This is a genomic window from Myxococcus sp. MH1, assembly GCF_059738865.1.
This window is the reverse complement of the sequence record NZ_AP026947.1, coordinates 3333498-3360033: the sequence shown is the minus strand read 5'-3', so window position 1 is coordinate 3360033 and position 26536 is coordinate 3333498. Positions and strand designations below refer to the sequence as shown.

The window sequence follows — 26536 nt, the reverse complement described above, 5'->3', positions numbered from 1 at the left end:
GACGCCATGAAGGGCGATTTCAGCCGGAACACCTTCCGGCCCGCGAAGCACTACTCCACCGTGCGGATGCAGCAGGGACGCGTCCAGCTGGACGCCGACTGGAACGAGCACGTCGACATCCAGCAGTACCTGGACCAGACGACGCGCCGGGACGTCATCGGCCACAGCGGGACACCCCAGGAGCCCGGCACGCCCGCCGAGCAGACGGGGTTCGCCCTCTTCACGCAGGGCACCCGCCCCTTCGTGCGCGCCGGGCACTACTACGTGGAGGGCATCCTCTGCGAGAACGAGCAGGCGGTGGCGCTGGACGCGCAGCCGGACCTGCCCGGCTTCACGCTGCCGGTGGCGAACGGGCGCTACCTGGCCTTCCTCGACGTGTGGCAGCGCCACGTCACCGCGCTGGAGGACCCGGAGCTGCGCGAGGTGGCGCTGGGCGGCCCGGACTCCGCCACGCGCACCCGCACGGTGTGGCAGGTGCGGCTGCTGCGGCTCACGGGAACGAACGCCTCGGGGCCCATCGAGGGGGTGCCCTGCCACACCTTCGGCACCCCGGAGTGGCTGCCCGAGGAGCTGACCAGCACCGGCACGCTCGCGGCGCGCGGCGAGCCCGAACAGGCCAGCGACAACCCGTGCATCGTCGCGGCCGAGGCGGGCTACCGCCGGCTGGAGAACCAGCTCTACCGGGTGGAGGTGCACCGCGGCAACACGGGCGGCGGCACGGCCACCTTCAAGTGGTCGCGCGACAACGGCATCCTCTTCACCCAGGTGGAGTCGGTGGATGTCCTCAACCGGCGCATGGTGGTGACGGAGCCAGGCAAGGACGGCTACCGGCGCTTCCAGCCCAACCAGTGGCTGGAGCTGACCACCGAGGAGCGCGTGCTGCGCGGCGAGCCCGGTGAGCTCATCCGCGTGGAGGCGATGACGGGCAACCGCATCACCATCGACGCGGCGACGTGGCCGGCCACGCTGCCCTCCGGCGCGCTCACCGTGCGCGGTTGGGACAACGTGGGTCCCGCGGGCGCGCTGGACATCGTCCCAGCTCCGGCGGACCCGGCCTTGGGGTGGACCTCGCTGGAGAGCGGCGTGCAGGTGCGCTTCACCGCGGGCCGCTACCGCACGGGCGACTACTGGCTCATCCCCGCGCGCACGGTGACGCGCAACGTGCTGTGGCCCCAGGACGGAGGGCTGCCCGTCTCCGAGCCCGCCCACGGCATCCGTCACCACTACTGCGCGCTGGCCGTGCTGGAGCGAAACTCCGACGGCTGGCACGTGCACGACTGCCGCAACCTGTTCCCCCCGCTCACCGAGCACAAGACGCTGGTGTATGCGGGCGGCGACGGCCAGGAGGTGCTGCCCGCCCGTCCGCCCGCGCCGCCCAGCCGGCTGGCCAGGCCCCTGCGCGCGGGCGTGTTCAACGGGCGGATTCCCGTGGTGGGCGCGCGCGTCCAGTTCAGCGTGGTGCTGTCCGAGGGCCAGGGCACCGTGGCGGACGTCCACCTGCCGGACGACGCGCAGACGACGATTGTCGTCTACACCGATGCCAGCGGCATCGCGGAGGTCTTCTGGACGCCGGCCATCGACGGCTGGCAGACGGTGAACGACCCCCGGCACAGCCAGGTGGTGGAGGCCCGGCTGCTGGACCACGGGAACGAGGCCATCCACGCGCCGCTGCGCTACTTCGCGAGCCTGAGCGTCGCGTCCAAGGTGGCGTACGACCCGGACGACGCGCAGGAGATCCTCAACGACACGCACACCGTCCAGCAGGCGCTGGACACGCTGAGCCGGCAGTTGGTGCTCACGTACGAGGGCGGTGACGGCCAGGAGGTGCTCCCCGGCGAGCGGCTGCCACATCCGCTGCGCGTGGGCGTGGCCCGTCACCAGCGCCGCGCGGCGAACCAGTCGGTCCGATTCCGGGTGCTGAGCGGCGCCGGCGGCCAGTACACCGGCGTGCGGCTGGCGGGCTCGGGCAACCCGTGGACGGAGAGCATCGTCGTCACCACCGGCGACGACGGCCTCGCCCTGGTGGAGTGGCTGCCCAACCCCAACGACGTCACCCAGCAGGTGGAGGCGCGGCTCCTGGTGTCCGAGGGCGGCCCGCTCGTCGAGGCCCACCTGCCCCTGGTGTTCACCGCGCGCCTGAGCCTGGCGAACCGGGTGGCCTACCAGTCCGGCGGGTGCCAGACGCTGCTGAACGCGGACACGGTGCAGGAGGCGCTGGACACGCTGTGCCGCCAGCGCACGTTCCTGTACCTGGGCGGAGACGGCCAGGAGGGCGCGCCGCTGCAGGAGCTGCCCACGCCGCTCATGGTGGCGGTGATGCAGGGCGAGAACCCGGTCGCCAACGCGCTCGTGCACTTCCGCATCCTCCAGGTCGCCGATGGCGCCAGCCTCCGCCCCGCCGAGGGAACGGGCACGCCCGGCGCGTCGCTGCTGGTGCGCACCAACACGCAGGGCATCGCCGCCGCGCTGTGGACGCTGTCGAACGCGCCGACGCAGCGGGTGTCCGCCCAGCTGGTGGAGGACGCCCAGACGCCCACGCGGGTGCCGCCCATCCTGTTCAACGCGCGCTCCACCGTCTCCGTCGCGGCCGAGCCCTCGGTCAAGGTCACCCGCGTGGAGATGGCCACCAACGCCCAACTCGCCATCGAGAACGACAGCGTCGTGGAGTTCGAGCCCTTCGTCACGCTGGCCCAGGGCATCCGCATCATCTGCTCCGAGGAGCTGGCGCCGCTCATGTCGCCCGCGGGTGCGCCGCTGCCGCTCCCCCGCCCCGTCGTGTCGTTGTCGGTGGAGATCAACTACCCGCTGACCACCCACGACTCGACGTGGTGGCGCGAGCAGATGGGCCGGCTGGTGGGCATCGTCGGTCATCAGACCTTCGAGCTGCGCGGCGAGGCGCGCATCTTCGGCTCGGACATCGTCTGGATTCCCTCGCTGGAGTCCTACCGGTGGCTGGGCCATCTGCGCAACTACGACACCGAGGACCGCGCCAATCCCCGCCTGCTCGTGAAGCTGCGCATCCGGGGCGGCTACGTCCACTCGCGCGACGGCAGCCGCGTCCTGGATGGCGAGGTGATTTCGCGCTCGCTGGCGCAGCGCTTCGCCGCCGGCCTCCCCAACCGGGGTGACGGCCGGCAGGGCGGAGACTTCGAGCTGTGGTTCTGGATTCGCAGCTTCACCTTCTCGCCGCCGGGCATCGCCCCGGGGACGCTCGGCCCGCGCACGCTCATCGCGTCCAGCACCGTGACGTCCGCGCTGGAGCAGCCGTGGGGGCTGGCGCGGGACGCGAAGCGGCAGGAGCTGCTCGTGGCGGACACCGGCGCCAACGCCGTGGCGCGCCTGAGCCTGGAGAACCACGCCGCGGTGGGGAAGCTCGAGGAGGGCCTGGAGCAGCCCACGGCCCTGGTGCTGGACGCGCGGCGCGACGAGCTCTACGTCGCCAACGCGGGCGGAGACTCGGTGGCCGTCTTCCGCCATGACGACCAGGGCGGCTTCCAGCCCGCGCGCGTGCTCGCCGGGAAGAAGACGGGGCTGAGCGGACCGCTGGGTCTGGCGCTCGACGCGGAGCACCAGCGCCTCTTCGTGGCCGGCTCGGGCAAGGGCCAGGCGACGGGGCTGACGGCCGGGCCGAAGGGAGGACGAGGGGCGTACCTCGCCCTCTTCGACGCGCAGGCCCAGGGCGACACGGCGCCGCGCGCGCGGTGGACGGGCGAGCAGCTCAAGCTCAACCGGGCCGCGGGGCTCGCGTGGGACGCGGTCCACGAGGAGCTCTACGTCGCCGACTACGGCTCGGACGCGGTGGCCGTGTACTCGCTGGCGTCGCTGCTCGACACCAAGGCGGCGGCCGTGAAGCCCTTGCGCGTGCTCCAGGGCAAGACGACGGGGCTGTCGCAACCCACGGGCGTGTCGCTGGATGCCTCCGGCGAGGAGCTGTGGGTGGCCAACGCGCGCACGAACAGCATCACCGTGTACGCGCGGGACGCGGCGGGGAACACCGCGCCGCTGCGCACGGTGGAGGCGCCCTCGGAGTCGGGCACGCGCCTGCGGGCCGTGCTGCCCTGAACGCACGAAGGGCCCGGAGCCGAGTCCCCGGGCCCTTCGCGACGACGGACCGCCGCCTCAGCGCGCGCGGGGCATCGCGGCCTTCTGCTCGGCCACGCTCCGGCGCAGCTCCGCCAGCTCCGCCCCCGGCGCGTCCACCTCCGCGTCGCGCTCGCGCAGCTGCCGGGTGCGCCGCTCCAGCGCCTGGATGGCGACCATGTTGACGCCGTCGATGTCGAGCATGCCGATGCTGGTGTCATCCATGCCCAGCCCTTCGCGGGCGGCGCATCGTCTCCACAGCCCACGGCGCCCAGCGCCAGGGCTCCCAGCGTGGCACACCGCATTCGCGTCTTCAGGTCGCATCCTGGCTCACGGCGGCTGGCCGGCGGCTGACCGCGCTCGGCTCGAGCCCTTCGGCAGGGTGTGACTTTTTCACGGCGCGCTCACCGGGCAATCGGACGCACCGGAGGCACGCAGCGATTCACGCTGTACGGCCGGACCCACGCGCACCACTCGGGCTGCCCCGACGAAGACCAGGAGATATCGAGGTCCGATGAATCACCGTTTTCAACCTCACCGACCCAGGTCTCCAGCAGCTTCGAGCCTTCTTTCGGGCTCCAGCGATACAGCTCGATGGGCGCCTCACCGCGCGTCCCCGACACGATGAACGCCAGCGAGTCACCGGGGCCGCAGGACAGCCGGGGCACGGCCCTGAGCCCCCGGTGCAGCACCGCGCGCTGAGCGGCCCCGCCCGGGTCGAACCACACGGCCTCCAGCGTGGTGCCCAGCAAGCCCTGCGCGCTTCCGAAGTCCGCCAGGGGCGAGGACACCACCAGTCGCGAGTCACCGCACCACGCGCGCTTCGAGGTGTGCGGCGGGAAGCGGAGCACGATGTCCCCGGAGCGCAGGTCCACGAGCGAGCTGGAGCCAGCCAGCTGGCCGACGAGGGCTCGCGTGGCGCTGGGGTTCGCCTCGACGAAGGTGACCTGCTCGAAGCGGACCTCGCCCGCGCGCAGCACGGAGTCCGCGCGACAGGAGTTGTTCTCCCAGTCGAGCCACTCGCACGAGCGCTGGTGCGTGAGCTCCGCGGGGCCCACCTTCTCGATGCGTGGGGCTTCCTGGCGCCGACAAGCGCCCATCGTCAGGAGCAGCAGCACGAACAGCGCGGAGCGCATATGGCCTCGAGGAGCCCGGAGAGCAAAGGAGTCTAGCAGGCCCTCGCCCGCCCTCGCCCCCGAGGCTCCCACCTCGAAGAGAGAGGATGACGCGCCGGGTCCTCCGCGTTGCCTTCTTCATGCGCGTCCATGAAGACACCCCGCAGCCCGCCCCCAGCCAGCCGTCTCCAGCGAGCGGTGTCACCCCGGACGTCCAGGCCATCGCTCGAATCGACGCCGTCAAGACGGTCCTGCGAGTGCTCCTTCAGACCACCGGCCTGCGGCTGGCCGTCGTGGCCCGCGTCACCGCGCAGGAGTGGCGCTGCTGCGCGGTGCTGGACGAGATGAGCTTCGGCCTCAAGCCGGGCGACACGCTCGCCATCTCGACGACGTTCTGCAACACGGTGCGCACCTCGGCCACCCCGCTGCTCGTCAACCACGCCAGCCAGGAGCCCCGCTTCGCGGGCCACCCCGCGCCCAGGCTCTATGGCGTGGAGACCTACATCGCCGTGCCGCTGTACCGCAGGGATGGGGCCTTCTTCGGCGTCATGTGCGCGCTGGACTCCAACCCGGCCGCGCTCCCCCAGGACAAGCTGGAGGTCTTCCGACACCTGGGCGACCTCATCGGCCATCAGCTCGAGAACCAGGACGCGCTGGACCGCAGCGCGGCCCAGCTCTTCGACGAGAAGGAGGCGGCCCTGCTGCGCGAGCAGCTCATCGGCATCGTCAGCCACGACCTGCGCAACCCCCTCAACGCCATCCTCATGTCCGCCGCGACGCTGGTGCGCCGCACGGACCTGGACGAGCGGGCGCGCCGGGCGGTGCGGCGCATCGTCGACTCGGCGGACCGCGCGCAGCGGCTCATCCGGGACCTGCTCGACTTCACCCAGGCGCGCATGGGCCAGGTGCTGCCCGTCGACCGTCAGCCCATGGACCTGCACGAGCTGACCTGTCAGGTCGTCGAGGAGGTCCAGGCCGTCGCGCCGGAGCGCGTGCTGGAGGTCCGGACGAAGGGCCACGGCCAGGGGACCTGGGACGCGGACCGCATCGCCCAGGTGCTGCACAACCTGCTCGCCAACGCCATGCAGTACAGCCCCTCGGGCGCGCGCATCCAGGTGTCGAGCGAGGCGCATGACGGGGAACTGGTCCTGCGGGTGCACAACGACGGGCCCCCCATCCCGCAGGAGGTGCTCCCCACCCTCTTCGAGCCCATGAAGCGCGGCACCACGAACGGCGCGGAGCGGCGCAGCGTGGGCCTGGGCCTGTTCATCGTGGACCAGATTGCCCGGGCCCATGGAGGAAGCGTCGAGGTGGCGTCCACGCAAGCGGAGGGCACGACCTTCAGCGTCCATCTTCCGCGGCGCGGATGACGGGGCGCGCGCGTGGAGTATAAGTCGCCGGATGGACGGCCTCCCGTCTCCCACCGCGCGCGACTGCGTCGACCCCTGGCGTCTTCCCCTCTTCTGCCTGGCCGCCGCCGTGGTGCTGGCGCTGACGCTCCAGCTCAGCAACGGCACGCTGCTGGACACGTCCCTGCGAGGCCTCACGCTGGCGCTGGGCCTGGCGCTGCTGGCCGTCGTCGGCCCCGGCGGCTCGCGCCCGTGGACGTGGGGTGAGGCGGCGCTCGCGCTGGGCCTGGGCGTCGGGCTGCTCCTGCAGCTCCAGGTGCTCCTCACCGACTACCCGTCGTCCGCGCTCAGGCTCCAGGGGCCCTGGCCCTTCGCGCTCTTCCACGAGCGGCTGGCGGCCGCGGCGCTCATCAGTGGCGCGCTGCTCGCGGGGCCCAACTGGCTGCGCAAGGTCGGCGTGCCCGCGCTCCTCGGGGTGTACCTGCTCTTGGGGCTCTGGATTCTTCGCCACGCGCCCTCGCCCCACATCGACGTGCTCGTGTTCCAGGTGCAGGGCGCGGACGAGCTCCTGCGCGGCCAGAACCCGTACGCGATGACGTTCCCCAACATCTACGGCCATGGGCACTGGTACGGCGAGGGGCTCGTGCGGGACGGACGGCTGCTGTTCGGCTTCCCCTACCCGCCCCTGAGCCTGATGTTCGCCACCCTGGGCCGCGCGCTGGCGACGGACCCGCGCCACGCGCAGCTCGTGGCCACAGCGCTCGCCGCCGGCCTCATGGCCTGGACGCGGGGGGGTCGTCTGGGCGCGGGCGCCGCGGCGCTGTACCTGCTCACGCCGCGCGGCTTCTTCGTGCTGGAGCAGTCCTGGACGGAGCCCTTCCTCGTGCTGCTGCTGTCCGCCACGGTCTTCTGCGCCGTGCGCTTCCCTCGCGCGCTGCCGTACGTCTTCGGCCTGACGCTCGCCATCAAGCAGCACACGGTGTTCCTGCTGCCGCTGGCGCTGCTGCTCCTGCCCGAGCCTCGCCAGCAGCTCTGGGGCTTCTTGTGGCGTGCCGCCGCCACCGCGCTGGCCGTCAGCCTCCCCTTCGCCCTGCCGGACCCGAAGGCGTTCTTCCACAGCGTGGTGGCGCTGCACATCCACCAGCCGTTCCGCGTCGACTCGCTGAGCTACCTGGCCGCGTGGGTGGCCAAGGGTCATCCCACCCCACCCCTCTGGATTCCCTTCGCCGCCGTGGCCGCCGCGCTGGGCTTGAGCCTGTGGCGCGCGCCCCGCACCCCCGCGGGCTTCGCCGCCGCCACCGCGCTCACCTACGCCACCTTCTTCGCCTTCAACAAACAGGCGTTCTGCAACTACTACTACTTCGTCGTGGCCACCCTCTGTCTGGCGGTGGCCGCCACGCGCCTGCCCTCGGCCCCCACGCCCGCCCGGTGACAGTTTCCCACGCGGCCGGTGTTCCAGGCCCCGGACGCGGGCCCCAGGCCCGGGGGAGACATGGACATGTGGATGCGCGCGGCGGTGGTGCTGCTCATGGCGGGCTGGGTGACGGGGTGTGACGTCCACGAGCGCGGCAACGGCGACACCGTGACGGAGGCCCGGAGCGCCGAGGGCTTCGAGGCCGTGGCGTACGAGGGCCACCTGGACGTGCGCGTACGCGAGGGCGCCACCTCCTCCGTGGAGGTGACGCTGGACTCCAACCTCCAGGACAACGTGCGCGCCTTCGTCCAGTCCGACGGGACGCTGCGCATCGAGACGGACGGCCACCTGGACCCCCAGGGCCCCGCGCATGTGGACGTCACCCTGCCGCGCCTGACCGGCGCCTCACTCTCCGGCTCCGGCCAGGTGCGGGTGGACGGCTTCGTGGGCCAGCAGTCCGAGCACGTGCGCCTGCGCGCCCAGGGCTCCGGAAGGCTCAGCTACTGCGGCGCGGCCCGCGTGCTGGAGGCCCACCTGGACGGCTCCGGGGAGCTGAAGGTGTGCATGCCGGAGTCGGGGGTCGCCCAGTCGGTGGCGCTGCACCTGTCCGGCTCCGGGGCCCTGTCCTGGTCGGGCGCCGCCGACACCGTGCGGGTGACGAGCGAGGGCTCCGGGAAGACGCGGCTTTCGGGCCATGCCGAGCGGCTGGACACCCGCCTGTCGGGCAGCGGCGACCTGGAGGCCCGGGCCCTCGGGGCCGTCCACCTGGATGTCCGGCTGGAGGGCTCCGGGGACGTGGAGGCCCGCGTCGAGGGGGGCAGCGTGAAGGTCTCCCTCGATGGCTCCGGGGACGTGGAGCTCTGGGGGAGCGCCTCCCTGCGGGACATCGACGTGGACGGCGGCGGTCGGGTCATCTGGCACTGACGCCCGGCCGTCCCCCCTCCATCCAGGGAGGGCCCGCGAGCGGTCCTTTCTTCGAGGCCCCCTGCCGGGATATGCACCGACGGCCATGAAGGACGCTGAGACAACCTCGCCCGCGCTCGACGCCGCCCCGCCCCCCGAAGCCCCCGCCTCGCTCGACGAGGTCCGTCGGTGCACCCGCCTCCTGGAGGCCATGGCCGAGGACCGCATCCTCCTGGCCAGGCTGCCCGAGGAGGACAAGCGCGCCCTGCTCATCGCCGCCGGCCGCATCGTCATGCCGGACCGCACCGCGAAGTCCCGCCTGGAGAAGGCCCTGCGGCGCGAGAAGCGCCACGACAAGCAGACCAAGGACCGGGAGGTGCGCGCCAGCACCCGCATCCGCACGATGCGCCGCGCCCCCGTCTTCAACGCGCCCCTGCTTCCGGCCGGCGAGGTCCCCGTCGAGGAGGGCCCCGAGCGGCTCCTGGAGACGCCGCGCAAGTGCTACGTGTGCAAGGCGGAGTACCGCAAGCTGCACTTCTTCTACGACGCGATGTGCATCGAGTGCGCGGACTTCAACTACGCCAAGCGCACCCAACGCGCGCCCTTGTCCGGCAAGGTCGCGCTCATCACCGGCGCGCGGGTGAAGATTGGCTTCCAGGCGTCGCTGATGCTGCTGCGCTCGGGCGCCACCGTCATCGCCACCACGCGCTTCCCCCAGGACTCGGCGCGGCGCTACATGCTGGAGCCGGACTTCGCGGAGTGGTCCCACCGGCTGCACATCCACGGGCTGGATCTGCGCCACGCGCCCAGCGTGGAGATTTTCGCCCGGCACATCGAGCAGACGCACTCGCGGCTGGACATCCTCATCAACAACGCGGCGCAGACGGTGCGCCGGCCGCCGGGCTTCTACGCCCACCTGCTCGACGGGGAGCTGCGCCGGTTCGAGGAGCTGCCCGAGGCGGCCCGCCCGCTGCTCGCCAGCCACCGGGCCTGCCTCACCGAGCTGAACCCCGTCCTGGGCGCGGGCGGCACGGAGCCCTCCGCGATGACCACCTCGTGGCGCAGCAACGACCCGGCGCTGGGCATCCACTCCTCCGCCGCGCTGTCGCTCCTGCCGTACGCGCTGGAGAACGAGGGTGACACCAGCGCCCTGTTCCCCCAGGGCCGGTTGGACGCGGACGAGCAGCAGGTGGACCTGCGCGACATGAACTCGTGGCGGATGAAGCTCGCGGATGTGTCCACGGCGGAGATGCTGGAGGTGCACCTGGTGAACGCGGTGGCGCCCTTCATCCTCTGCGGCAAGCTCAAGCCGCTGATGACCCGCGACCGCACCACGCCGGGCCACATCGTCAACGTGTCCGCCATGGAGGGCAGCTTCTCGCGCGGGACGAAGACGGACCGCCACCCGCACACCAACATGGCCAAGGCCGCGCTGAACATGATGACGCTGACGTCCGCGGCGGACTACGCCAAGGACCGCATCTACATGAACGCGGTGGACACCGGCTGGGTCACCGACGAGGACCCGGCCGTGTTCTCCCAGCGCAAGGTGGAGGACCTGGACTTCCAGCCGCCCCTGGACATCGTCGACGGCGCGGCGCGCATCATCGACCCCATCACCACCGCCGAGAACACCGGCGACTACTCCTGGGGCAACTTCTTCAAGGACTACCGCCTCACCAACTGGTGAGGCGGGTCCTCAGGGCAGCGCGCGGCGGTACATCAGGTCCGTGCGCACCACGTACTTGAGGCCGCCCGTCACCGTCGCGCCCTCGTGGTACAGGTGGTGGTTGAAGACGAGCCCCATCCCCCGACGGGGCGTCACCGAGCGCCCCAGGTCCAGGAAGTTCGTCGCGCCGCCCTCGGCCCCGTCGTTCAGGTACACCAGGTACGTCAGCAGGCTGCGCTCGTTCCTGTCGCGCACGAAGGCGCCGTCGTAGTGCGGCGCGAAGTACTCCCCCGCCTCGTAGCGGTAGCAGCGCAGCCGCTCGTTGGCGCCGCACAGCTCCCAGGTGCGCTCCAGCCTGCGCGGCACGCGGGTGAGGACGCGCTGGTGCAGCAGGTCCGCCAGCGCCGGGTCATCGAACATCACCCGGGAGTTGTTGCGGAGGTCGGGGCGCATCACCATGCCCTGCGACGTGGTGACGGGCGCGGCCGAGGGCCCCAGCGCCTCGATTCGCTCCACCAGCTCCTGGCACTCGTGCTCGTTGAGGAGGTCCTCGAGGGTGAGGACCAGCGGATTGGCTTCCCCCAGCGCACGGTCCGGGTCCGGCAGCAGCGGCGACATGCCCGCCATCCAAGCGCCCTTCCCACGCGTTGACCAGGGAAACGAGGCGCCGGAACAACCCCGCCCGCGGAGGAGCCACACTCCCCAGGATGACTCCTCCGCGAGCGTCCCTACAGCCCTCCGCTGACGTAGCTGGAGGGCGCGTCCACGTGGAAGACGAGCTCCAAGGTCCTCGTCTCCGCGGGCGCGAGCGCCACCTGCCAGGTGGCGATGCCGTCGTCCTTCGTCAGTGCCAGGCCCGCCGTCGACTCCGGCGCCACCTCCACCTTCACGTCGTCCAGCTCGGAGACGGGGATGTGCTCGGACAGCACCACCTTCTCCTCGCGCTGACGCAGGTTGGTGAGCTGGAAGCGGTAGGCGTAGCGGAAGCGCTGCTTGCCCCCGAAGAGCCCCTGCGGGCGCTTCACCTCCTCCACCGTCGTGCGTGTCACGCGAAGGGCCTCCTCGATGCCGAAGGTGAGCTCGAAGGGGAGCCCGCTCGCCACGCGCTCCAGCCGCTGACGTCCCAGGAAGCCCGTGCCCCGGAAGAGGCTGACCTCACCCGGCAACAGCGGGAAGGACGTGGTGTTGGCCAGCCGCGCCACGCGGAAGACCACCGGGTGCAGCTTGGGCACCGTGCGCCACGAGAACTCCGCGGGCAGGCGGTGACGCCCCAGCACCACGCGCACCGCCACGCCGTCCCCAGGCACCCGCGCCGCCTCCTCGGCCTCCCACTGCACGGACACGCCTTGGGACACCGCCCGCGGGCCCTCGCCGGAGGCCGCCTCCCCCTCGACGCCGCCCTCCACGGATTGCCGCGCCTCCTGACGCGCCGTCAGCACCTGGCGCTCCTTGGGCTGCTTCAGCGCCCGGACGAGCAGCGGCGCCACCTCCGGCGGCGTGGCGTTCTTGCGAGGCAGCGCCGTGGAGAGCACGAGCTTCGCGCCCGACCAGTCCTCGCCCGTCTGCTGGCGCACCGTGGCGAGCGCCGTCAGCTCCACCGTGCCCGAGGCCTCATCCGCGCGCGCCTCGTAGCTCGGCTCCCAGGAGCTGCCGCCCACCAGATACGTCAGCGACACCCGGGCCTTCTTCCCCTCGGGACACGACAGGCGCACCTCCACCCGGTACTCGGCGCGGGCGGCCTCGGTGCTCAGCCGCGAGAGCTGCGCGGAGACCTCGTCGCGGCGCTGCTTCAGCGCGCGGCGCTTCTCCGCCAGCTCCCACGCCTCCCTCACCGCGCGCATCCGCACCGACAACGCCGCGTCGAACGCCGAGGCCCACGCGCGCGTGTCCGGCTTGCGGCCCGTCAGCTCCCGCGTGACGTGGTCCACGGCCACGTCCGTGTAGCCCTCCGACAGCCGCTCCAGCCCCGTCACCCGCGCGAGCGCCGCGTCCAGCGTGAGCTCCTCCTGGGTCAGCGCGTCCCACCGCGCCCTCCACTCGCGGCGCTCCGCGGAGAGCTGCTGCTCGAGCGTCTGGCGCTCGGCGGTGAGGCCCTCCAGGTCCGCGCCAGGGGCCCGCGCCCGGAAGCTCTCGCGCGAGGCGGCCTCCGGCACCTGCTCGAAGACGGCGGTGGTGGGGCCACGGCACGTCACGTCCTGGGTGCGCGTGACGTGGGCCCGGTCCGGATAGACGACGACGGAGGACACCTGGGGCGCGGCGGCGAGCACCAGGAGGGACAAGGGGAACAAGGTCATGGTGGCTCCTCGCGGCTACTGGGTGAGCTTCCAGTTCTGGGGGCGCTTCAGGCGGTACTCGAAGGTGAGCGTCTTCTTGCTGGAGGCGGGAATCACCACGTCCCAGCGCAGCACCCCCGTCTTGGGGTCCTGGCTCGCCACGGGCTCGGTGCGCACGAGCGTCGCCTCCACGTCGCCACCCCAGCCCAGGGGCCACTGGTCCACCACGTGCGTCTGCATCGCGAAGGGATAGGGGTTGGAGACCTCCAGCGTGACTTCGTACGTGTTGAGGTCGTCCTTGGAGATGAAGCCCTCCTTTGATTGCACCAGCCGGACGTCGCGCGCGGTGCGCACGGCCGGGTCCATGCCCAGGGGCAGCGTGAAGGGCTCGCCCGGGACGATGAGCGGCAGCGACGCGGTGCCGGACGGGTCGTCTCCCACGAAGAGCGAGGCGGTGCCTCCGGGCAGCGCGCTTCGCGACGGACTCTTCAGCCGCGCCACCAGGTACGCCTCCGACGCCAGCGCGGGGAAGACGCGGCGCTCCACCTGCACGGGCCATGACTCCAGGAGCAGCGGGATGGTGCGCTCGCCCTGCCCGCTGGGCACCGTCTCCGAGCGCGGCGCGGTGAAGGCCAGGTCGTGGCCTCCCGCGAGCGACGCCGGCAGCTGCGAGTCCAGCGCCGGACGACGCCAGCCCGGAGGCGGCGCCAGCCCCACGTAGCGGTCCACGACGGGCTCCGGCCGCCAGTTGGACATGGGCGCGCCATGCAGCGAGAAGCCCACCCCGGTGTGGGTGCTGCCCACGTCGACGGTGGGCGGCGCGCCCACGATTTCGACGACCTCGCCCAGGCTCTCCGGGAGCAGCTCCACGTTCATCCGGACGGTGCGCTGCATCCACACCTGGATGTCCGCGCGCGCGTACGGCTTGAACTGCTCCTTCTCGAACCGGAGCGTGTAGACGCCGGGCGGCAGGGGCGGGAGCCGGTAGTTCCCCTGCGCGTCGGTCACGGTGGTCTCCTCCCCCGGCAGGCTCGGCGAGGTGGCGGTGACGACGACGTCGCCCACGGGAGTTCGCGACTGGGCATCGATGACGTTGCCCAGGACGAAGGCATCACCGCCCGGTGCGACGCGCGCGGTCGGCGAAGGACGGGAAGACTCCGGCTCCGGGCTCCGGGACTCGGTCGGCGTCGGCGCCGGCCTCGACGCCTGGGCCACCTGCTGCGGGGCACGCGGCGCGCCCTTCCCCTGGGCTCGCGTCTCGAGCTCGCGGCGCAGCAGCGCCACCACGTCCAGCGGGGCCACGGGCCGGGGCAGCGGCGGCGGCTCGCTCGGGAGCTCGTCGGTCCTGCGCGCCGTGGGGATGAAGCGCTCGGCGGTGCCCAGCCTCCACGTGGTCAGCTTCGGCAGCGCGGTGAAGGTGGACGGCAGCGCGGTGCTGAGCGTGAGGCGGGCCTGGGTCCAGTCCTCGCCCGTCTCCTGGCTGACCAGTCCGGAGAAGGCCACCTGCACCCGCTGCTGCGCCGGGTTCAGCTGGAGCTCGTAGCGCGGGTACCAGCGCGCCTGCTGGAGCACCACATAGGACAGGCGCACCTTCGCGGCGCCCGAGCCGGTGAGGGCCACCCGCACCTCGAAGCCCCGGGGCGAGGGCAGCGCCCCCAGGCGGCCCGCCTCCACCTGCCGGGCGTCCAGCTCGTTTCGCAGGACCTGCATGCGCGCCTCCAGCTCCCGCATCCGCACCTCGCGCTTCGTGCGCAGGTCGACGAGGAACGCGGCGGCCTGGCTCCAGCCCCCGGGCGCCAGCGCTCCGCTCGCGTCGTCGGCGTCCGCGCCCGGCCCCTTCGGCTGGATGCGGCCGAGCGCGGCGACCTGGCGCTGGTTGGCCACGTGCTCCGCGTTGACGCGGGAGAGCTCGTCCCCCAGCCGGTCCAACGTCGAAAGCAACGCGGTGGCCTCCGCGACGGGGAACGGCGCCGGCTGGGCCGCGCGCACCTCCACGGACGCGACGCGGGCCCCTTCCGCCTCCACCTGGATGGAGTCCGGGTCCACCGCCTCCGGCAACAGGGGCAGCTCCAGCCGCTCGGTGCCGGAGACCTGGAGGGAGGCGGTCCGCACCACCCGCGCCCGGTCGCTGTAGACGGTGACGTCGGTGATGGGAGCCTCGGTGGAGGCGTGCAGCAGCTGACTGACGGCCCAACCCAGTCCAAGAAGGAGCATGCGGCCAAGGTACGTGTCCGGCTGTGCTCACATCTTCACGAAGTCATCACGGCGCCCGCACGATTGTCTCAGCCCCGGACGCCTCGGGTGGCACGCTGGCCTCCGGACCGACGCCTCATCGAAAGGAAGTCATGCAGCTCATCACCAGCGCGAGTCAGGGAGCCAAGGTGCGGTTGGAGAAGCTCTCCACCACGCCTCCGAAGCACGAACAGAAGACCGACGCGAAGGCGGAGTTCGAGGCCCTGGGCGAGGAGCTGTTCGACCTCCAGGACCTGATGTGGGGCTCGCGGCTCAACTCGGTGCTCATCGTCCTGCAGGGCCGCGACACCGCGGGCAAGGACGGCACCATCAAGCACGTGGTGGGCAGCCTCAACCCCCGGGGCGTCTCCGTCGCGTCGTTCGCGGCGCCCACGCTGGAGGAGCGCGAGCACGACTTCCTCTGGCGCATCCACCGCCACACCCCGCGCCTGGGCGAGTTCTCCATCTTCAACCGCTCCCACTACGAGGACGTGCTCGCCGTGCGCGTGCACGAGCTGGCGCCCCCATCCCTCTGGAAGGAGCGCTACGGCCACATCCAGGACTTCGAGGAGATGCTCGCCGAGCACGGCACCATCGTCCTGAAGTTCTTCCTCCACATCAGCCAGCAGGAACAGGAACAGCGCCTGATGGACCGGGAGAAGGAGCCGCGCAAGGCGTGGAAGATCAGCGCCGGTGACTGGGAGGACCGCAAGCTCTGGGCGGACTACACCCGGGCCTACCAGGACGTCTTCGCGCGCACCTCCACGAAGCAGGCGCCCTGGTGCATCGTCCCCTCCGACGCCAAGTGGTACCGCAACCTCGTCGTGGCCCGCGCCGTGGTGGCCGCGCTCAAGCCACACCGCGAGCGCTGGCAGGCGCGGCTGGACGCGCTGGGCGCGGAGAAGAAGGCCGAGCTCAAGGCGTGGCGCCGCAAGCGCTGAAGCCCCGCTGGGAGGCCCGCACGGCCACGCACGCCACGTCGCCTCGCCGGGCCGCTCCGATGTCCGCCGCCACGCGACACCGCGACACTCAACGACACGCCTGTCACCTGGTTCACGGGTCGGGTGCGACAAGCCCCCTTGCTCCAGGCGCCAGACCGACATCGTGCCTTCCATGCGCTCCGACGGCTTCCGCCCAGGGGACATCCCCCGGGAAGCCCGTCGGTGAGCGATTGGAATGGAGCGAGACATGGAGTTCAGTCGAAGGGCCACGACGTGGCGCGCGCTGGGCGCGGTGTTGCTGTGCACCGTCCTCGGTGCTTGTGGTGCGAATCCCCAGGACGAAGAGACGCTGGAAGGCGAGTCGGAGACGCCACTCGAGGACGCCCAGTCCGAAGAGAGCGCGGAGCTGGCGGTGGTGGACCCGTACGCGGACGCGGCCACGCCCAGCGGCCTCAACGTCGTCCTCAACCCCAACAACGCCGTGGGCGCCCCCGACGGCCAGCGCGCCACCGTGCTCTCCATCCTCGGCGGCTCGCTGCTCCTGGACATGGGCCAGGGTGAGGAGGGCCGCGGGCCCCTGCGCATCCACTACGGCGGCCTGACGCTGACCGTGCTGTTCACGGTGGACTTCCTGAGCGCCGACCGCACCGTCATCGCCACCGGTCAGGCGAACCTCATCCAGCTGGGCGTGGGCCGCTTCTCCGTGGACGTCCCCTACTCCAACGCCACCCCGTACCGCTACGTGCGCCTCAACCGCGCCCTGGCGGGCCTCTACCTCATCGACGCCGTCGAGACGACCGGCCCCCTGTGCGGCGATGGCCGCGTGGGCACCGGCGAGTCATGTGACGACGGCAACCGCACGGCGAACGACGGCTGTAGCACCATCTGTCAGGTGGAGCCCGGCTACACCTGCCAGGGCAGCCCCAGCGTCTGCACCGACGTCAACGAGTGCACCAACGGCACCTCGCAGTGCTCCGTCAACGCCACCTGCACCAACACGCCCGGCAGCTACACCTGCACGTGCAAGGCGGGCTACTCCGGCAACGGCCGCACCTGCAACGACGTCAACGAGTGCACCAACGGCACCTCGCAGTGCTCCCCCAACGCCACCTGCACCAACACGCCCGGCAGCTACACCTGCGCATGCAAGGCGGGCTACTCCGGCAACGGCCGCACCTGCAACGACATCAACGAGTGCACCAACGGCACCTCGCAGTGCTCCGTCAACGCCACCTGCTCCAACACCCAGGGCAGCTACACCTGCACCTGCAAGGCGGGCTACTCCGGCAACGGCCGCACCTGCAACGACATCAACGAGTGCACCAACGGCACCTCGCAGTGCTCCGTCAACGCCACCTGCTCCAACACCCAGGGCAGCTACAACTGCACCTGCAAGGCGGGCTACTCCGGCAACGGCCGCACCTGCAACGACATCAACGAGTGCACCAACGGCACCTCGCAGTGCTCCCCCAACGCCACCTGCTCCAACACCCAGGGCAGCTACAACTGCACCTGCAAGGCGGGCTACACGGGCAACGGCCGCACCTGCACGGACATCAACGAGTGCACCAACGGCACGCACACGTGCACGCCCGGGCAGCGGTGCGTGAACCAGCCGGGCGGCTTCGACTGCATCCCGGGCAGCTGCCCGCCGCCGCAGGTGAAGTGCGGCTCCTCGTGCGTGAACGCGAACACCGACCCGGCGAACTGCGGCTGCTGCGGCAACACGTGCGGCGCGGGGAAGACGTGCACCAACGGCGTCTGCGGGGCTCGCGCGCCCCTGGGCACGCCCCTGGGCGTCACGGCGAGCTGGGAGCGGGCGCAGGACCAGGACCTCATCGTGCGCACGCCCAACGGCGAGCTGCTCGCGTACGGCCCCGCCAAGGCGGGCGCGCTGGCCCCGTCCGGCCCGGAGGGCACGCCCCCGAGCGGCACCTACTTCATCTGCCTGAAGAGCACGAGCTTCGAGGCGTCCCCCACGGACGACACGCCCGTGCCCTACTCGCTCACCGTGAAGCGCCAGGGCCAGGCCGACCACGTGCTGCGCGGCGTGTTCCTCGGCGCCGACGCGGATTCCCTGTGCGGCGCGGACCACCCGTCCCTCATCGAGGCCATCACCTACCCCTGAGGCCGTGCCTGGATGACCTCCGGGCGCGCGGGCCGACAGCTCGCCGCGCGTCTGGAGGACACCGGCTCCGTCACCCGTCGTGACGGGGCCTCGCGGGCGCCCGGTGGCTCATCGCCGCCGGGCCTCGCGGAACACCTCGGTGAGGCGCAGCATCTCCGCCTCCACCGTCGGAGTGGTGGCATCCCCGAGCCGGGGCGTGGTGACGACGAACAGGCCCTTGCCGCCGTCCACCCACTCCACGCGCTCCGGTGGCAGCCGCGCGAGCACCGCGCGGTCGAACTGCTCGACGTGCCCCTTGCCCAGGAAATTCGCCCAGAAGACGCCCGCGAACAGGGGCCGCAGCGTCACCGCGGAGTCGTACTCGCCGGTCTCCAGCGCCTCGTAGCGCGCCAGGGGATGGATGGCGGCGAACTCCGTGGTGTCGGGCGAGTGGGCCGCGTGGAAGGCGGCGAGCAGGAGCGCGGAGCCCGCCTCGTCCTCGTACGCCGCGCCGTCGAACTGGAAGACGAAGGTGTTGAGCCCCGCCACCCGCCCCTCGTCGGCGACGAAGCGCGAGATGCCCACCGTGAGCGTCCACGGCGAAGGCGTGCTCCCCCAGGCCTTGAGGAACGGGTGCTTCTCCTTCTTCGGAATCTCCGCCATCACCCGCGCGCCCACGCCAGGCCCCTGGAGCTTCACCGCGCGGCGCGTGGCGTCCTCGTCCCAGCCGCACACCCCCTCCACCGTCCCCACCAGCCCCGCCTCGGCGAGCGCGTCGATGAAGGCCGCCGGCGCGCGCCGGTCATTCCAGTCATGGTGCTGCGAGCTGGCGGTCCACTTCACCTCGGCCATGGCGTGTCCTCGCTAGAGCTTCGTCAGCACGTTGGGCTGCTTCACATACCAGACGGTGATGCCGCGCGCCTTGAGCGCCGAGTTCAGCTTCGCGGCCTCCTCGGTCGGGAACAGGTAGTTCAGCGACTTCACCTCGGCGCCGGAGCTGTTGCCCTTCGTGCCGAGGAAGGAGAGGTAGTCGTCCACCTGGCCGGGCGGCACCTTGTCGGTGAGCTGGTGCTTGACCTCCCACAGCTCGCCCTTGTCCGCGAAGAAGCGGTCCGCGGTGCGGCGCTTGCCTCCGGGGACGGTGAAGGTCTCGCGCGTGAAGGCCTTGCCGGCGAACTCCTGCAGGTGGGTGCGCGCGAAGGCCTCGAACATGGGGCCCTTGAGGGCGGCGCCCTGGCGCGGGTCCGCCTTCACCACCGCCTCCACGATTTTGTTGAACGCGCCGATGTCTCCACCCGTCTTCGACGGCACCACCAGCGTGAGGTAGCGGGTGAACGTCTGATACGCCGTCTTCGGGTTGAGCTTGTCCGCGTCGGTCATGAAGTCGACCAGCTTCGCCAGGTCCAGGTCCGTCAGGTCCGCCTTGCGGATGAGCTCCATCAGGGCCGGGTACTCGTCGAGGTACTTCTTGATCTTCCCGATGTTCAAATCCTTGGGCAGCGCGACGAGCACGCTCTCCGGCGTGGTGAGCTTCTTCGCGCCGGTGGCGCCCTTGGCGGCCAGCTCCGCCAGGTACTTCTGGATGGCGCCCAGGTCCACCTTGCACGGCGAGGCGCAGCCCAGCACGCGCGCCTTGGCCACGTCGCTCAGCTCGCTGAAGCGCTCGATGGCCCACTGGGGCAGCCGCTTGAGCCGCTCGAGCGCCTCCGCGGAGAGGTTCTGCAGGAGGTGGCCGGGCACCTTGAGCACCCGCACGGCCCAGTCGCGCGCCGTGGTGAGCGCCTTCATGCCCTTGCGCAGGGACTCGGCCTCCTTGAGCCCCTTGGCGGCCTCTCCGGCCTTCTCCAGGAACTTCGCCGCGCGCGGCATCTTGGCGAGGAACTGGGCGAACTTGCCCGCCTTGCCCGCGCCCTTGAGCGCCGTGAGCGCGCCGCCGCTGAAGAACAGCATCACGATCTCCGCCAGCGCGTAGCCGGTAATCCAGCCCCGGAAGTGCCAGCGCTTGAGGAGGCTCGGGTCGTTCCACTTCTTGTCCAGCGCGTCGAGCCCCGCGGCCACCAGCTGCTTGAAGTCGAGCTTGGACAGGTCGCTGAAGAAGCCCCGGATGTCGGAGAGCAGGTTGCCGGTGACCAGGCTCCACACCAGCTTGCCCGCGAGCTTCGCCAGGTCCACCAGGCCCACCAGCGTGTCCCAGAGCGACTCGAGCACGCCGTGCAGCAGCCCCGCCACGAAGGCGATGGAGCCGGCCAGGAACTCACCGATGGCGGTGATGACGTTCTTGACCTTCTGGTAGGCCTCGTAGGTGATGGAGCCCGAGGAGACCTGGCCCTTGAGCGTCTTGGCGAACTCGACGCCCGGTATCCATATCTGCGAGCCCGCGTGCGTCTGGGTGGTGTCCCAGTCCCCCTCCGGGTCCAGCTTGAAGATGCCCTTGCGGCCGCGCTCCGCGTTGACGAACACCAGCACGTTGACGAAGAAGCGCTCGTCCTGGCCCCACTTCGTCGCGTCGGACTTGTAGAAGCGTTTGACGATGTCGAGCGCCGTCTCGCCGGACGCGATGCGGTACAGCCTCGCCTCCGGGTCGGGCATGTCCACGGTGACATGCGACTTGGCCACGTAGCCGAATCGGCCATCCACCAGCATCACGAAGTACCAGCCGCCGGACTGCTCGCGGCTGACGAACATGCGGGTGTTCTGCGGGAGCCGCTCCAGCGGGGCAGAGCCGGTGTCGGGCGAGGCGCGCAGGTTGACGCCCTCCTCGGCGGCGACGAGCCCGTTCTTGTTGACGGGGGTGCCCGACTGGGTCGGCGGCACATCCGACGTCGTCTGGACGGGCGCGGGCGGCGGCGGGGGCGGCGCCGGAGAGGGCGGCACCGTGTACTTGGACGCGGGCGCGGGGGTGAAATCCCGGGCCACGCCCAGGCGGTGGCGCCCCGGCTCACGCGTCGCGCCGTCCGCCATCACCGCGTCCGCCATGGACTCGGCCTCGCGCTCGGAGGCGTCCCCTGGGGAGGTCACCGACAGCCCCCCGGTGGCGAAGCGGGCCAGCCGAGCGCCGGAGGTGGCGCGGCCTCCGGTCTGCTGCAGCACGTGCGTCAGCTCATGCGCGAGCAGCCGACGTCCCGCGTGGGTGGACGGTGAGTACGCGCCCTCCTGGAAGGCGATGTCGCTGCCCACCGTGTACGCGCGAGCCTGGAGCGCGCGCGCCGAGTCCGCCGCCCTCGCGTCGGTGTGGATGCGCACGCCCCCCAGGTCCTGGCCGAAGCGCGGCTCGAAGAAGGCGCGCGCGGAGGACTCCAGGGGCTGCCCGGAGCCAAGCCCACGGGCGACGTGCGCGGACACATTCTCGGAAGGCCCCGCGCTGGAGACACCGGGCTGCGCGGCCCGGGCCACCTCCTCCTGCTTCTTGTCGCAGGACGAGCAGGAGCAGGAGCCCCCCGCGCACGCGACGCGCTGCACGCTGGGGGTGAGCGGGAGCCGGCTGAAGTCGAACCGGACGCCCGGCGCCGTGGCTCCGGGCTCAGCCACGGCGTGCGCCGAGACCGCCTGCCTCGCGACCGACGCGAGCGGACGCGACGCGGGGGTGGCGCCCCGTGTCTCGGACGAATGACTCGCATGAACCCGAGCCGCACTGCGTCGCATGGCTCCCCCCTGGTCTGGAGGCGCGAGTGTACGCGAGGGCGCGTCACATCGACGAGGGACACAGCGGGCTACATCTGGACCTCCGCGTCGCATCGGAGCGGGACGTCAAGAATGGCCTCGACGTCTACATTCACCCACGGTCCGCATTTCTTTGAGCGCACGTGCGGGTTCATGGTCGGCTCCCGCGCGCAAACCTCATCCAAGGAGTGGTCGACCATGAAGCGCATCCTGACGCTCGTGCTCTCCGTCTTCGCCCTGGGCTGCTCGGGGTCCGTGGGCGAGCGGTTCTGCAAGCCCAATAGCCAGGCGTGCAATTGAGGTCGGCCGCGTAGCACGCGGCAACCCCAGTCATCGCGGCCTCAGGGCCCCCGGCGGCGCGGCAGCCACACCTTGAAGCAGGTGCCGCGCTCGTTGGAGAACACCTCGATGCTGCCGCCATGTCCCAGGACGATCTGCCGGGAGATGTAGAGGCCCAGGCCGATGCTGCCCTGGCCGGCGCGCGCCTCCGGCCCGCGGCGATAGGGCTCGAACAGCGTGGGCAGCAGCCCCGCCGCGATGGGCCTGCCCACGTTGTGGACCTCCAGGAGCACACCGTCCCCGGCCTCGCGCAGGTGGACGCGGACACACGAGTCCGGAGCGCTGTGCTGGAGCGCGTTGCCCACCAGGTTGGAGACCACCTGGGCCAGCCGGTCCGCGTCCGCCTCCAGCCGCCCGTCCCCCCGCAGCTCCACCTGGATGTCGCGCCGCGGGTGCGCGAGCAGCACCTCGTCCACCACCTTGCGCGCCAGCACATGCAGGTCCATGGCGCACGGCCGGATGGGGATGCGCTCCCCCGCTCTCGCCTGGGTGAAGTCCAGCAGGTCTCGAATCAAGCGCGAGGCCCGCTGCGTCGCCTCCATGATGCGCTCCAGCCCCTTCACGCCCCCCTCCGGCAGGGTGCCCTTGCGCAACAACGACGTCGCCGTCAGCTGGATGGCATGCAAGGGGTTGCGCAAATCATGGCTGACGATGGCCACCACGTCCTCGCGCACGCGCACCGCGTCCCGGGCCTCGCGGTACAGCCGCGCGTTCTCGATGGCCACCGCCGCGCGGTCCGCCACGCCCCGGGCCAGCTCCACCAGCGCCTCCATCTCCAGCGAGTCATGCGGCCGCGTCCACACCAGGTGGATGAGCCCGAGCGCGCGCCCGCGTGACACCACGGGCACCAGCGCCGCGGAGCGCGCCCCCAGCGCCTCCAGCAAGGCCCGGTGCGCCGCGTCGCTGGAGACCGAGTCGAGGAACCGGGAGGTCACCTCCGGCACGACGATGGGCTGCGCCAACGCCAGCGCTCGCGCCAGCGGGCCGTCCTCCTCCGTCCGGGGCGCGAACGCCAGGAGCTTCCGGATGAGGTCCTGTCGCTCGGGCTCCCTCGCGGCCGCCTCCTGTCGGACGAGCCGGCCGCTCGCCTCCAGCAGGTCCACCACGCAGTAGTCGGAGACGTGCTCCACGACCAGGCCCGCGAAGGCGCCCAGCGTGGTCTCCAGGTCCAACGAGCCCGCGAGCACCCGCCCCGCCTCCAGCAGGAAGTCCCTCGCCGTCTCGCTCTGCTTCTTCGCGGTGATGTCGCGCGCCACGTTGGCGAACCCGCGCAAGCGGCCCGCCTCGTCGCGCACGGCGGCGATGTCCAGGTCCGCCCAGAAGCACGAGCCGTCCCGCCGCTTTCGTCGCAGCTCTCCCCGGAAGTGACCGCCGTCCGCCACTTCGCGCAGCAGCCGCTGGGGCTCTCCCCGGGTCACCTGCTCCTCGGGCGCGAAGAGCGCGTAGTGCCGCCCGAGCACCTCCTGCTCCTGCCATCCGGTGAGCCGCTCGGCGCCCGCGTTCCAGCTCACCACGCGGCCCTCCGGGTCCAGCAGGAGGATGGCGTAGTCCTCCACCGCGTCCATCAACAGGCGGAAGCGCTCCTCGCTCTCGCGCAGCGCCTCGTGGGTGCGGCGCGCGTCGGTGATGTCCGTGGAGATGCCGCAGATGATGGGCCCCTCCGCGCCCACGGTGGGCAGCGGGAACTTCATCGCGAACCAGGTGCGCACGCCCTGGACGCCGGGGATGTGCTCATCCTCCGTCACGGGCCGAAGCGACTGTCGCACCCGCTCGTCGTGCTCCCGGTTGCGCCGCGCCACGGCGGCGGGGAACAGGTCGAAGTCCGTCTTGCCGAGCACGCTGGAGCGCGACCTCCCCAGCGCCTCCTCGAAGCTCCGGTTGACCAGCACGAAGCGCCCTTGCGCGTCCTTGGCGAAGATGACCGGAGGCGCGTGGTCGATGATGGCCTGCAGCCACCCCTCGCTCCTCGATGCCACCGTGCTCGACGCCAGGCGCCCCACCGCGTCCGTGCTCGCCGCATGGAAGACCGCGGCCAGCATGCGCTGCTGTCGCGGCGTGGCCGTCACCCCCGCCTCCTCCATCAGCTCGAGCAGGCAGTCGTGCAGCAGGCCGTACTCCTGGACGACCCCGCAGGCCTCCAGGCCGTGGCAGGCATGCCAGCGCTCCGCCTGTCCGGCTCGCAAGTACCGGAGCACCTCGGCCGAGGGAGGGAGCGCGTCGTCCTGGAGCGCCCGGGCGAGCGCCGCCAGGAGCACCGGCAGCACCTCCTCGAGCCCGCTCTGGACGAGCCCGGCTCGCTCGCGTCGAAGCCCATGACGCGTCCGCAGGACGGGCCCCCACCGCGCCAGCAAGCCTCCCCATGAGAGGGAGACATCCTCCTCGAGCGCCAAGGCTCGGCTCCTTTCCGGCCGACGGACGCGGACGGTGACGCCCCGGGCAGCCCCTCGTTCCGCTCACGCGCCCCACGTCGCGTCTGCCTCCCGGTTTGACGGTGGGGCTCGTCACGACTCCGCGCATGGGCGGCAAGGTACTCCTCCCGGGTGGGCCGACTGGCCGGTCCCACTGCCGGGTCCTGCGTCCAACCCTTCACGGGAAGAGGTGCCAGGAGAGAGGCGCCTCGTTAAGAAGGCCGCCATGACGCCACTCGCCGACCTCTTCCCGACCGAAGCGCAGCTCCCCTCCAGCGTGCGGCTCCCGCCCTATCTCGAGCAGCGGGAGTACCTGGTGGGTGGCGAGCTGAAGACCTGGGAGGGAGACCTCAGCCCCGTGCGAAGCCCCGTCTTCCTCCGCACGCCCGAGGGGCTCCAGCAGCGCGTGCTCGGGGCCACGCCGCAGCTCACCTCGAAAGAGTCGCTCGCCGCGCTCGCCGCGGCGGTGAAGGCGTACGACTCGGGCCGGGGCGTGTGGCCGACGATGAAGGTGGCGGAGCGCATCGAGGCGGTGGAGCGCTTCCTCGTGGCCATGCGCGCCCAGCGCGCCACGGTGGTCAACCTGTTGATGTGGGAGATTGGCAAGACGCAGCCGGACTCGGAGAAGGAGTTCGACCGCACCGTCGACCTCATCGTGGAGACGGTGCGCGCGCTGAAGGAGCTGGACCGCACCTCGTCCCGCTTCGTGCAGGACCAGGGCATCATGGCGCAGATTCGCCGGGCCCCCATGGGGGTGGCGCTGTGCATGGGGCCATACAACTACCCGCTCAACGAGACCTTCAGCACGCTGTTCCCCGCGCTGCTGATGGGCAACACGGTGGTCTTCAAGCCGGCGAAGTTCGGCGTGCTGCTCATCCGGCCGCTGCTGGAGGCGTTCCGCGACTGCTTCCCTCCGGGCGTCATCAACATCATCTACGGCAAGGGCCGCGAGACGGTGGGCGCGCTGATGGAGAGCGGGCAGGTGGACCTGTTCGCCTTCATCGGCACCCACCGGGGCGCCAGCGAGCTGAAGCGGATGCATCCCCGGCCGCACCGGCTCAAGTCGGTGCTCGGGCTGGACGCGAAGAACCCGGCCATCATCCTGGAGGATGCGGACCTGGATAACGCGGTGAAGGAGTGCATCATCGGCGCGCTCTCCTTCAACGGCCAGCGCTGCACGGCGCTCAAGCTGCTCGTGGTGCACCGGAGCATCGCGGAGGTGTTCCTGAAGAAGCTCACCGCCGCGGTGGACGCGCTCAAGCCCGGCATGCCGTGGGAGCCGGGCGTGGCCATCACCCCCCTGCCGGAGCCCGGCAAGGCGGACTACCTGCAAGGCCTGGTGGACGACGCCGTGGCCAAGGGCGCGCGCGTGGTGAACGCCACCGGAGGTCAGTCGTCGCACTCGTTCTTCGCGCCCGCGGTGGTGTACCCGGTGACCAGGGACATGCGGCTGTCGAGCGAGGAGCAGTTCGGCCCGGTGGTGCCGGTGATGGTGTTCGACCGGGACGAGGAGGTCATCCAGCTCGTGGTGGAGTCCCAGTTCGGCCAGCAGCTCAGCCTGTTCGGCCAGGACCCGGCGCGCATCGGCCGGTTCATCGACGCGTTCTCGAACCAGGTGGGCCGCATCAACCTCAACTGCCAGTGCCAGCGAGGGCCGGACACGTTCCCCTTCAACGGCCGCAAGGACTCCGCCGAGGGCACGCTGTCCGTCGCGGACGCGCTGCGCGTGTTCTCCATCCGCACGCTCGTCGCCACCAAGACGACGCCGGCCAACACCCACCTGGTGCAATCCATCCTCACCCGGCGGGAGTCGGACTTCCTGACGACGGACTTCCTGTTCTGACCCTGGGGTTTCCCCTGGGTCTGGTTGAACTCGTTGCCCACCCGCGCGCGTCATCGTTCGACGCAAGCGCGTCTCGAAGCAACGCCCGAGGCCCAGGGGATGTGGCGGGGCCCACCTCTTCCGGGAGGTTGGCACCTCTCCCCTCCCCGGGCCCCTTCCTTGCAGTAGCCCCGCGCGCCTTCGTCTCCTCACACCCCGAGGTG

General features: G+C 71.5%; 16 protein-coding genes. 8 read left to right on the top strand and 8 right to left on the bottom strand.

What is annotated here, in order from left to right; all coding sequences use genetic code 11:
* Positions 1–6 precede the first annotated feature (6 nt).
* Complete coding sequence (locus AC6JA9_RS13595) at positions 7–4062, top strand: DUF6519 domain-containing protein (RefSeq protein ID WP_497959882.1); 4056 nt, start codon at positions 7–9, stop codon at positions 4060–4062.
* Between the two features lie 57 nt (positions 4063–4119).
* On the opposite strand, the gene AC6JA9_RS13590 is transcribed toward AC6JA9_RS13595, so the two are convergent.
* On the bottom strand, positions 4120–4305 hold the full coding sequence (locus tag AC6JA9_RS13590) for a hypothetical protein (protein WP_223751495.1): 186 nt from the start codon (positions 4303–4305) through the stop codon (positions 4120–4122).
* Between the two features lie 179 nt (positions 4306–4484).
* Positions 4485–5216 (bottom strand): hypothetical protein, encoded by a 732-nt coding sequence (locus AC6JA9_RS13585; RefSeq protein ID WP_223751494.1) that lies wholly within the window; start codon positions 5214–5216, stop codon positions 4485–4487.
* Between the two features lie 86 nt (positions 5217–5302).
* Here AC6JA9_RS13585 and AC6JA9_RS13580 point away from each other — a divergent pair, with 86 nt between their 5' ends.
* The 4 genes from AC6JA9_RS13580 to AC6JA9_RS13565 all read left to right on the top strand — a co-directional run bounded on the left by AC6JA9_RS13580 (position 5303) and on the right by AC6JA9_RS13565 (position 10551).
* Positions 5303–6565, top strand: coding sequence for a GAF domain-containing sensor histidine kinase (locus tag AC6JA9_RS13580; RefSeq protein WP_497959880.1), 1263 nt, complete (start codon positions 5303–5305; stop codon positions 6563–6565).
* 31 nt (positions 6566–6596) lie between these two features.
* On the top strand, positions 6597–7976 hold the full coding sequence (locus AC6JA9_RS13575; RefSeq protein ID WP_223751492.1) for a hypothetical protein: 1380 nt from the start codon (positions 6597–6599) through the stop codon (positions 7974–7976).
* 60 nt (positions 7977–8036) lie between these two features.
* Positions 8037–8882, top strand: coding sequence for a head GIN domain-containing protein (locus tag AC6JA9_RS13570; protein ID WP_497959879.1), 846 nt, complete (start codon positions 8037–8039; stop codon positions 8880–8882).
* An 85-nt stretch (positions 8883–8967) separates the two neighbouring features.
* Entirely contained in the window at positions 8968–10551 is a 1584-nt protein-coding gene (locus AC6JA9_RS13565) for an SDR family NAD(P)-dependent oxidoreductase (protein WP_223751490.1), read from the top strand.
* A gap of 9 nt (positions 10552–10560) precedes the next feature.
* Here AC6JA9_RS13565 and AC6JA9_RS13560 read toward each other — a convergent pair whose 3' ends face one another.
* The 3 genes from AC6JA9_RS13560 to AC6JA9_RS13550 all read right to left on the bottom strand — a co-directional run bounded on the left by AC6JA9_RS13560 (position 10561) and on the right by AC6JA9_RS13550 (position 15017).
* Positions 10561–11148, bottom strand: coding sequence for a prolyl hydroxylase family protein (locus AC6JA9_RS13560; protein WP_426747091.1), 588 nt, complete (start codon positions 11146–11148; stop codon positions 10561–10563).
* A gap of 110 nt (positions 11149–11258) precedes the next feature.
* Positions 11259–12824 (bottom strand): mucoidy inhibitor MuiA family protein, encoded by a 1566-nt coding sequence (locus AC6JA9_RS13555; RefSeq protein WP_223751488.1) that lies wholly within the window; start codon positions 12822–12824, stop codon positions 11259–11261.
* Positions 12825–12839: 15 nt separating this feature from the next.
* Positions 12840–15017, bottom strand: a complete 2178-nt coding sequence (locus AC6JA9_RS13550) for a mucoidy inhibitor MuiA family protein (protein WP_483577492.1) — start codon at positions 15015–15017, stop codon at positions 12840–12842.
* 131 nt (positions 15018–15148) lie between these two features.
* Here AC6JA9_RS13550 and AC6JA9_RS13545 point away from each other — a divergent pair, with 131 nt between their 5' ends.
* Complete coding sequence (locus AC6JA9_RS13545; RefSeq protein WP_141325799.1) at positions 15149–15976, top strand: polyphosphate kinase 2 family protein; 828 nt, start codon at positions 15149–15151, stop codon at positions 15974–15976.
* A gap of 247 nt (positions 15977–16223) precedes the next feature.
* On the top strand, positions 16224–18104 hold the full coding sequence (locus AC6JA9_RS13540) for an EGF domain-containing protein (RefSeq protein ID WP_497959877.1): 1881 nt from the start codon (positions 16224–16226) through the stop codon (positions 18102–18104).
* 108 nt (positions 18105–18212) lie between these two features.
* On the opposite strand, the gene AC6JA9_RS13535 is transcribed toward AC6JA9_RS13540, so the two are convergent.
* The 3 genes from AC6JA9_RS13535 to AC6JA9_RS13525 form a co-directional block, all read right to left on the bottom strand.
* A complete protein-coding gene (locus AC6JA9_RS13535) occupies positions 18213–18935 on the bottom strand; it encodes a hypothetical protein (RefSeq protein WP_223748973.1) in 723 nt (240 codons plus the stop codon).
* Between the two features lie 12 nt (positions 18936–18947).
* The gene (locus AC6JA9_RS13530) at positions 18948–21611 is read right to left on the bottom strand and encodes an eCIS core domain-containing protein (protein ID WP_497959876.1); all 2664 of its coding nucleotides are present in this window, start codon (positions 21609–21611) and stop codon (positions 18948–18950) included.
* Positions 21612–22084: 473 nt separating this feature from the next.
* On the bottom strand, positions 22085–24472 hold the full coding sequence (locus AC6JA9_RS13525) for a sensor histidine kinase (RefSeq protein WP_223785018.1): 2388 nt from the start codon (positions 24470–24472) through the stop codon (positions 22085–22087).
* A gap of 244 nt (positions 24473–24716) precedes the next feature.
* On the opposite strand from AC6JA9_RS13525, the gene AC6JA9_RS13520 reads away from it, so the two are divergent.
* Complete coding sequence (locus AC6JA9_RS13520; protein WP_223748970.1) at positions 24717–26333, top strand: NADP-dependent glyceraldehyde-3-phosphate dehydrogenase; 1617 nt, start codon at positions 24717–24719, stop codon at positions 26331–26333.
* Positions 26334–26536 lie beyond the last annotated feature (203 nt).

Excerpts from the sequence above, each read along its gene's own strand:
- AC6JA9_RS13545 (WP_141325799.1), top strand. The coding sequence starts at position 15,149 with ATGCAGCTCATCACCAGCGCGAGTCAGGGAGCCAAGGTGCGGTTGGAG.
- AC6JA9_RS13550 (WP_483577492.1), bottom strand. The coding sequence starts at position 15,017 with ATGCTCCTTCTTGGACTGGGTTGGGCCGTCAGTCAGCTGCTGCACGCC.
- AC6JA9_RS13565 (WP_223751490.1), top strand. The coding sequence starts at position 8,968 with ATGAAGGACGCTGAGACAACCTCGCCCGCGCTCGACGCCGCCCCGCCC.
- AC6JA9_RS13540 (WP_497959877.1), top strand. The coding sequence starts at position 16,224 with ATGGAGTTCAGTCGAAGGGCCACGACGTGGCGCGCGCTGGGCGCGGTG.
- AC6JA9_RS13585 (WP_223751494.1), bottom strand. The coding sequence starts at position 5,216 with ATGCGCTCCGCGCTGTTCGTGCTGCTGCTCCTGACGATGGGCGCTTGT.
- AC6JA9_RS13580 (WP_497959880.1), top strand. The coding sequence starts at position 5,303 with ATGACGCGCCGGGTCCTCCGCGTTGCCTTCTTCATGCGCGTCCATGAA.
- AC6JA9_RS13590 (WP_223751495.1), bottom strand. The coding sequence starts at position 4,305 with ATGGATGACACCAGCATCGGCATGCTCGACATCGACGGCGTCAACATG.
- AC6JA9_RS13560 (WP_426747091.1), bottom strand. The coding sequence starts at position 11,148 with ATGTCGCCGCTGCTGCCGGACCCGGACCGTGCGCTGGGGGAAGCCAAT.
- AC6JA9_RS13535 (WP_223748973.1), bottom strand. The coding sequence starts at position 18,935 with ATGGCCGAGGTGAAGTGGACCGCCAGCTCGCAGCACCATGACTGGAAT.
- AC6JA9_RS13575 (WP_223751492.1), top strand. The coding sequence starts at position 6,597 with ATGGACGGCCTCCCGTCTCCCACCGCGCGCGACTGCGTCGACCCCTGG.
- AC6JA9_RS13555 (WP_223751488.1), bottom strand. The coding sequence starts at position 12,824 with ATGACCTTGTTCCCCTTGTCCCTCCTGGTGCTCGCCGCCGCGCCCCAG.
- AC6JA9_RS13595 (WP_497959882.1), top strand. The coding sequence starts at position 7 with ATGAAGGGCGATTTCAGCCGGAACACCTTCCGGCCCGCGAAGCACTAC.
- AC6JA9_RS13570 (WP_497959879.1), top strand. The coding sequence starts at position 8,037 with ATGGACATGTGGATGCGCGCGGCGGTGGTGCTGCTCATGGCGGGCTGG.
- AC6JA9_RS13520 (WP_223748970.1), top strand. The coding sequence starts at position 24,717 with ATGACGCCACTCGCCGACCTCTTCCCGACCGAAGCGCAGCTCCCCTCC.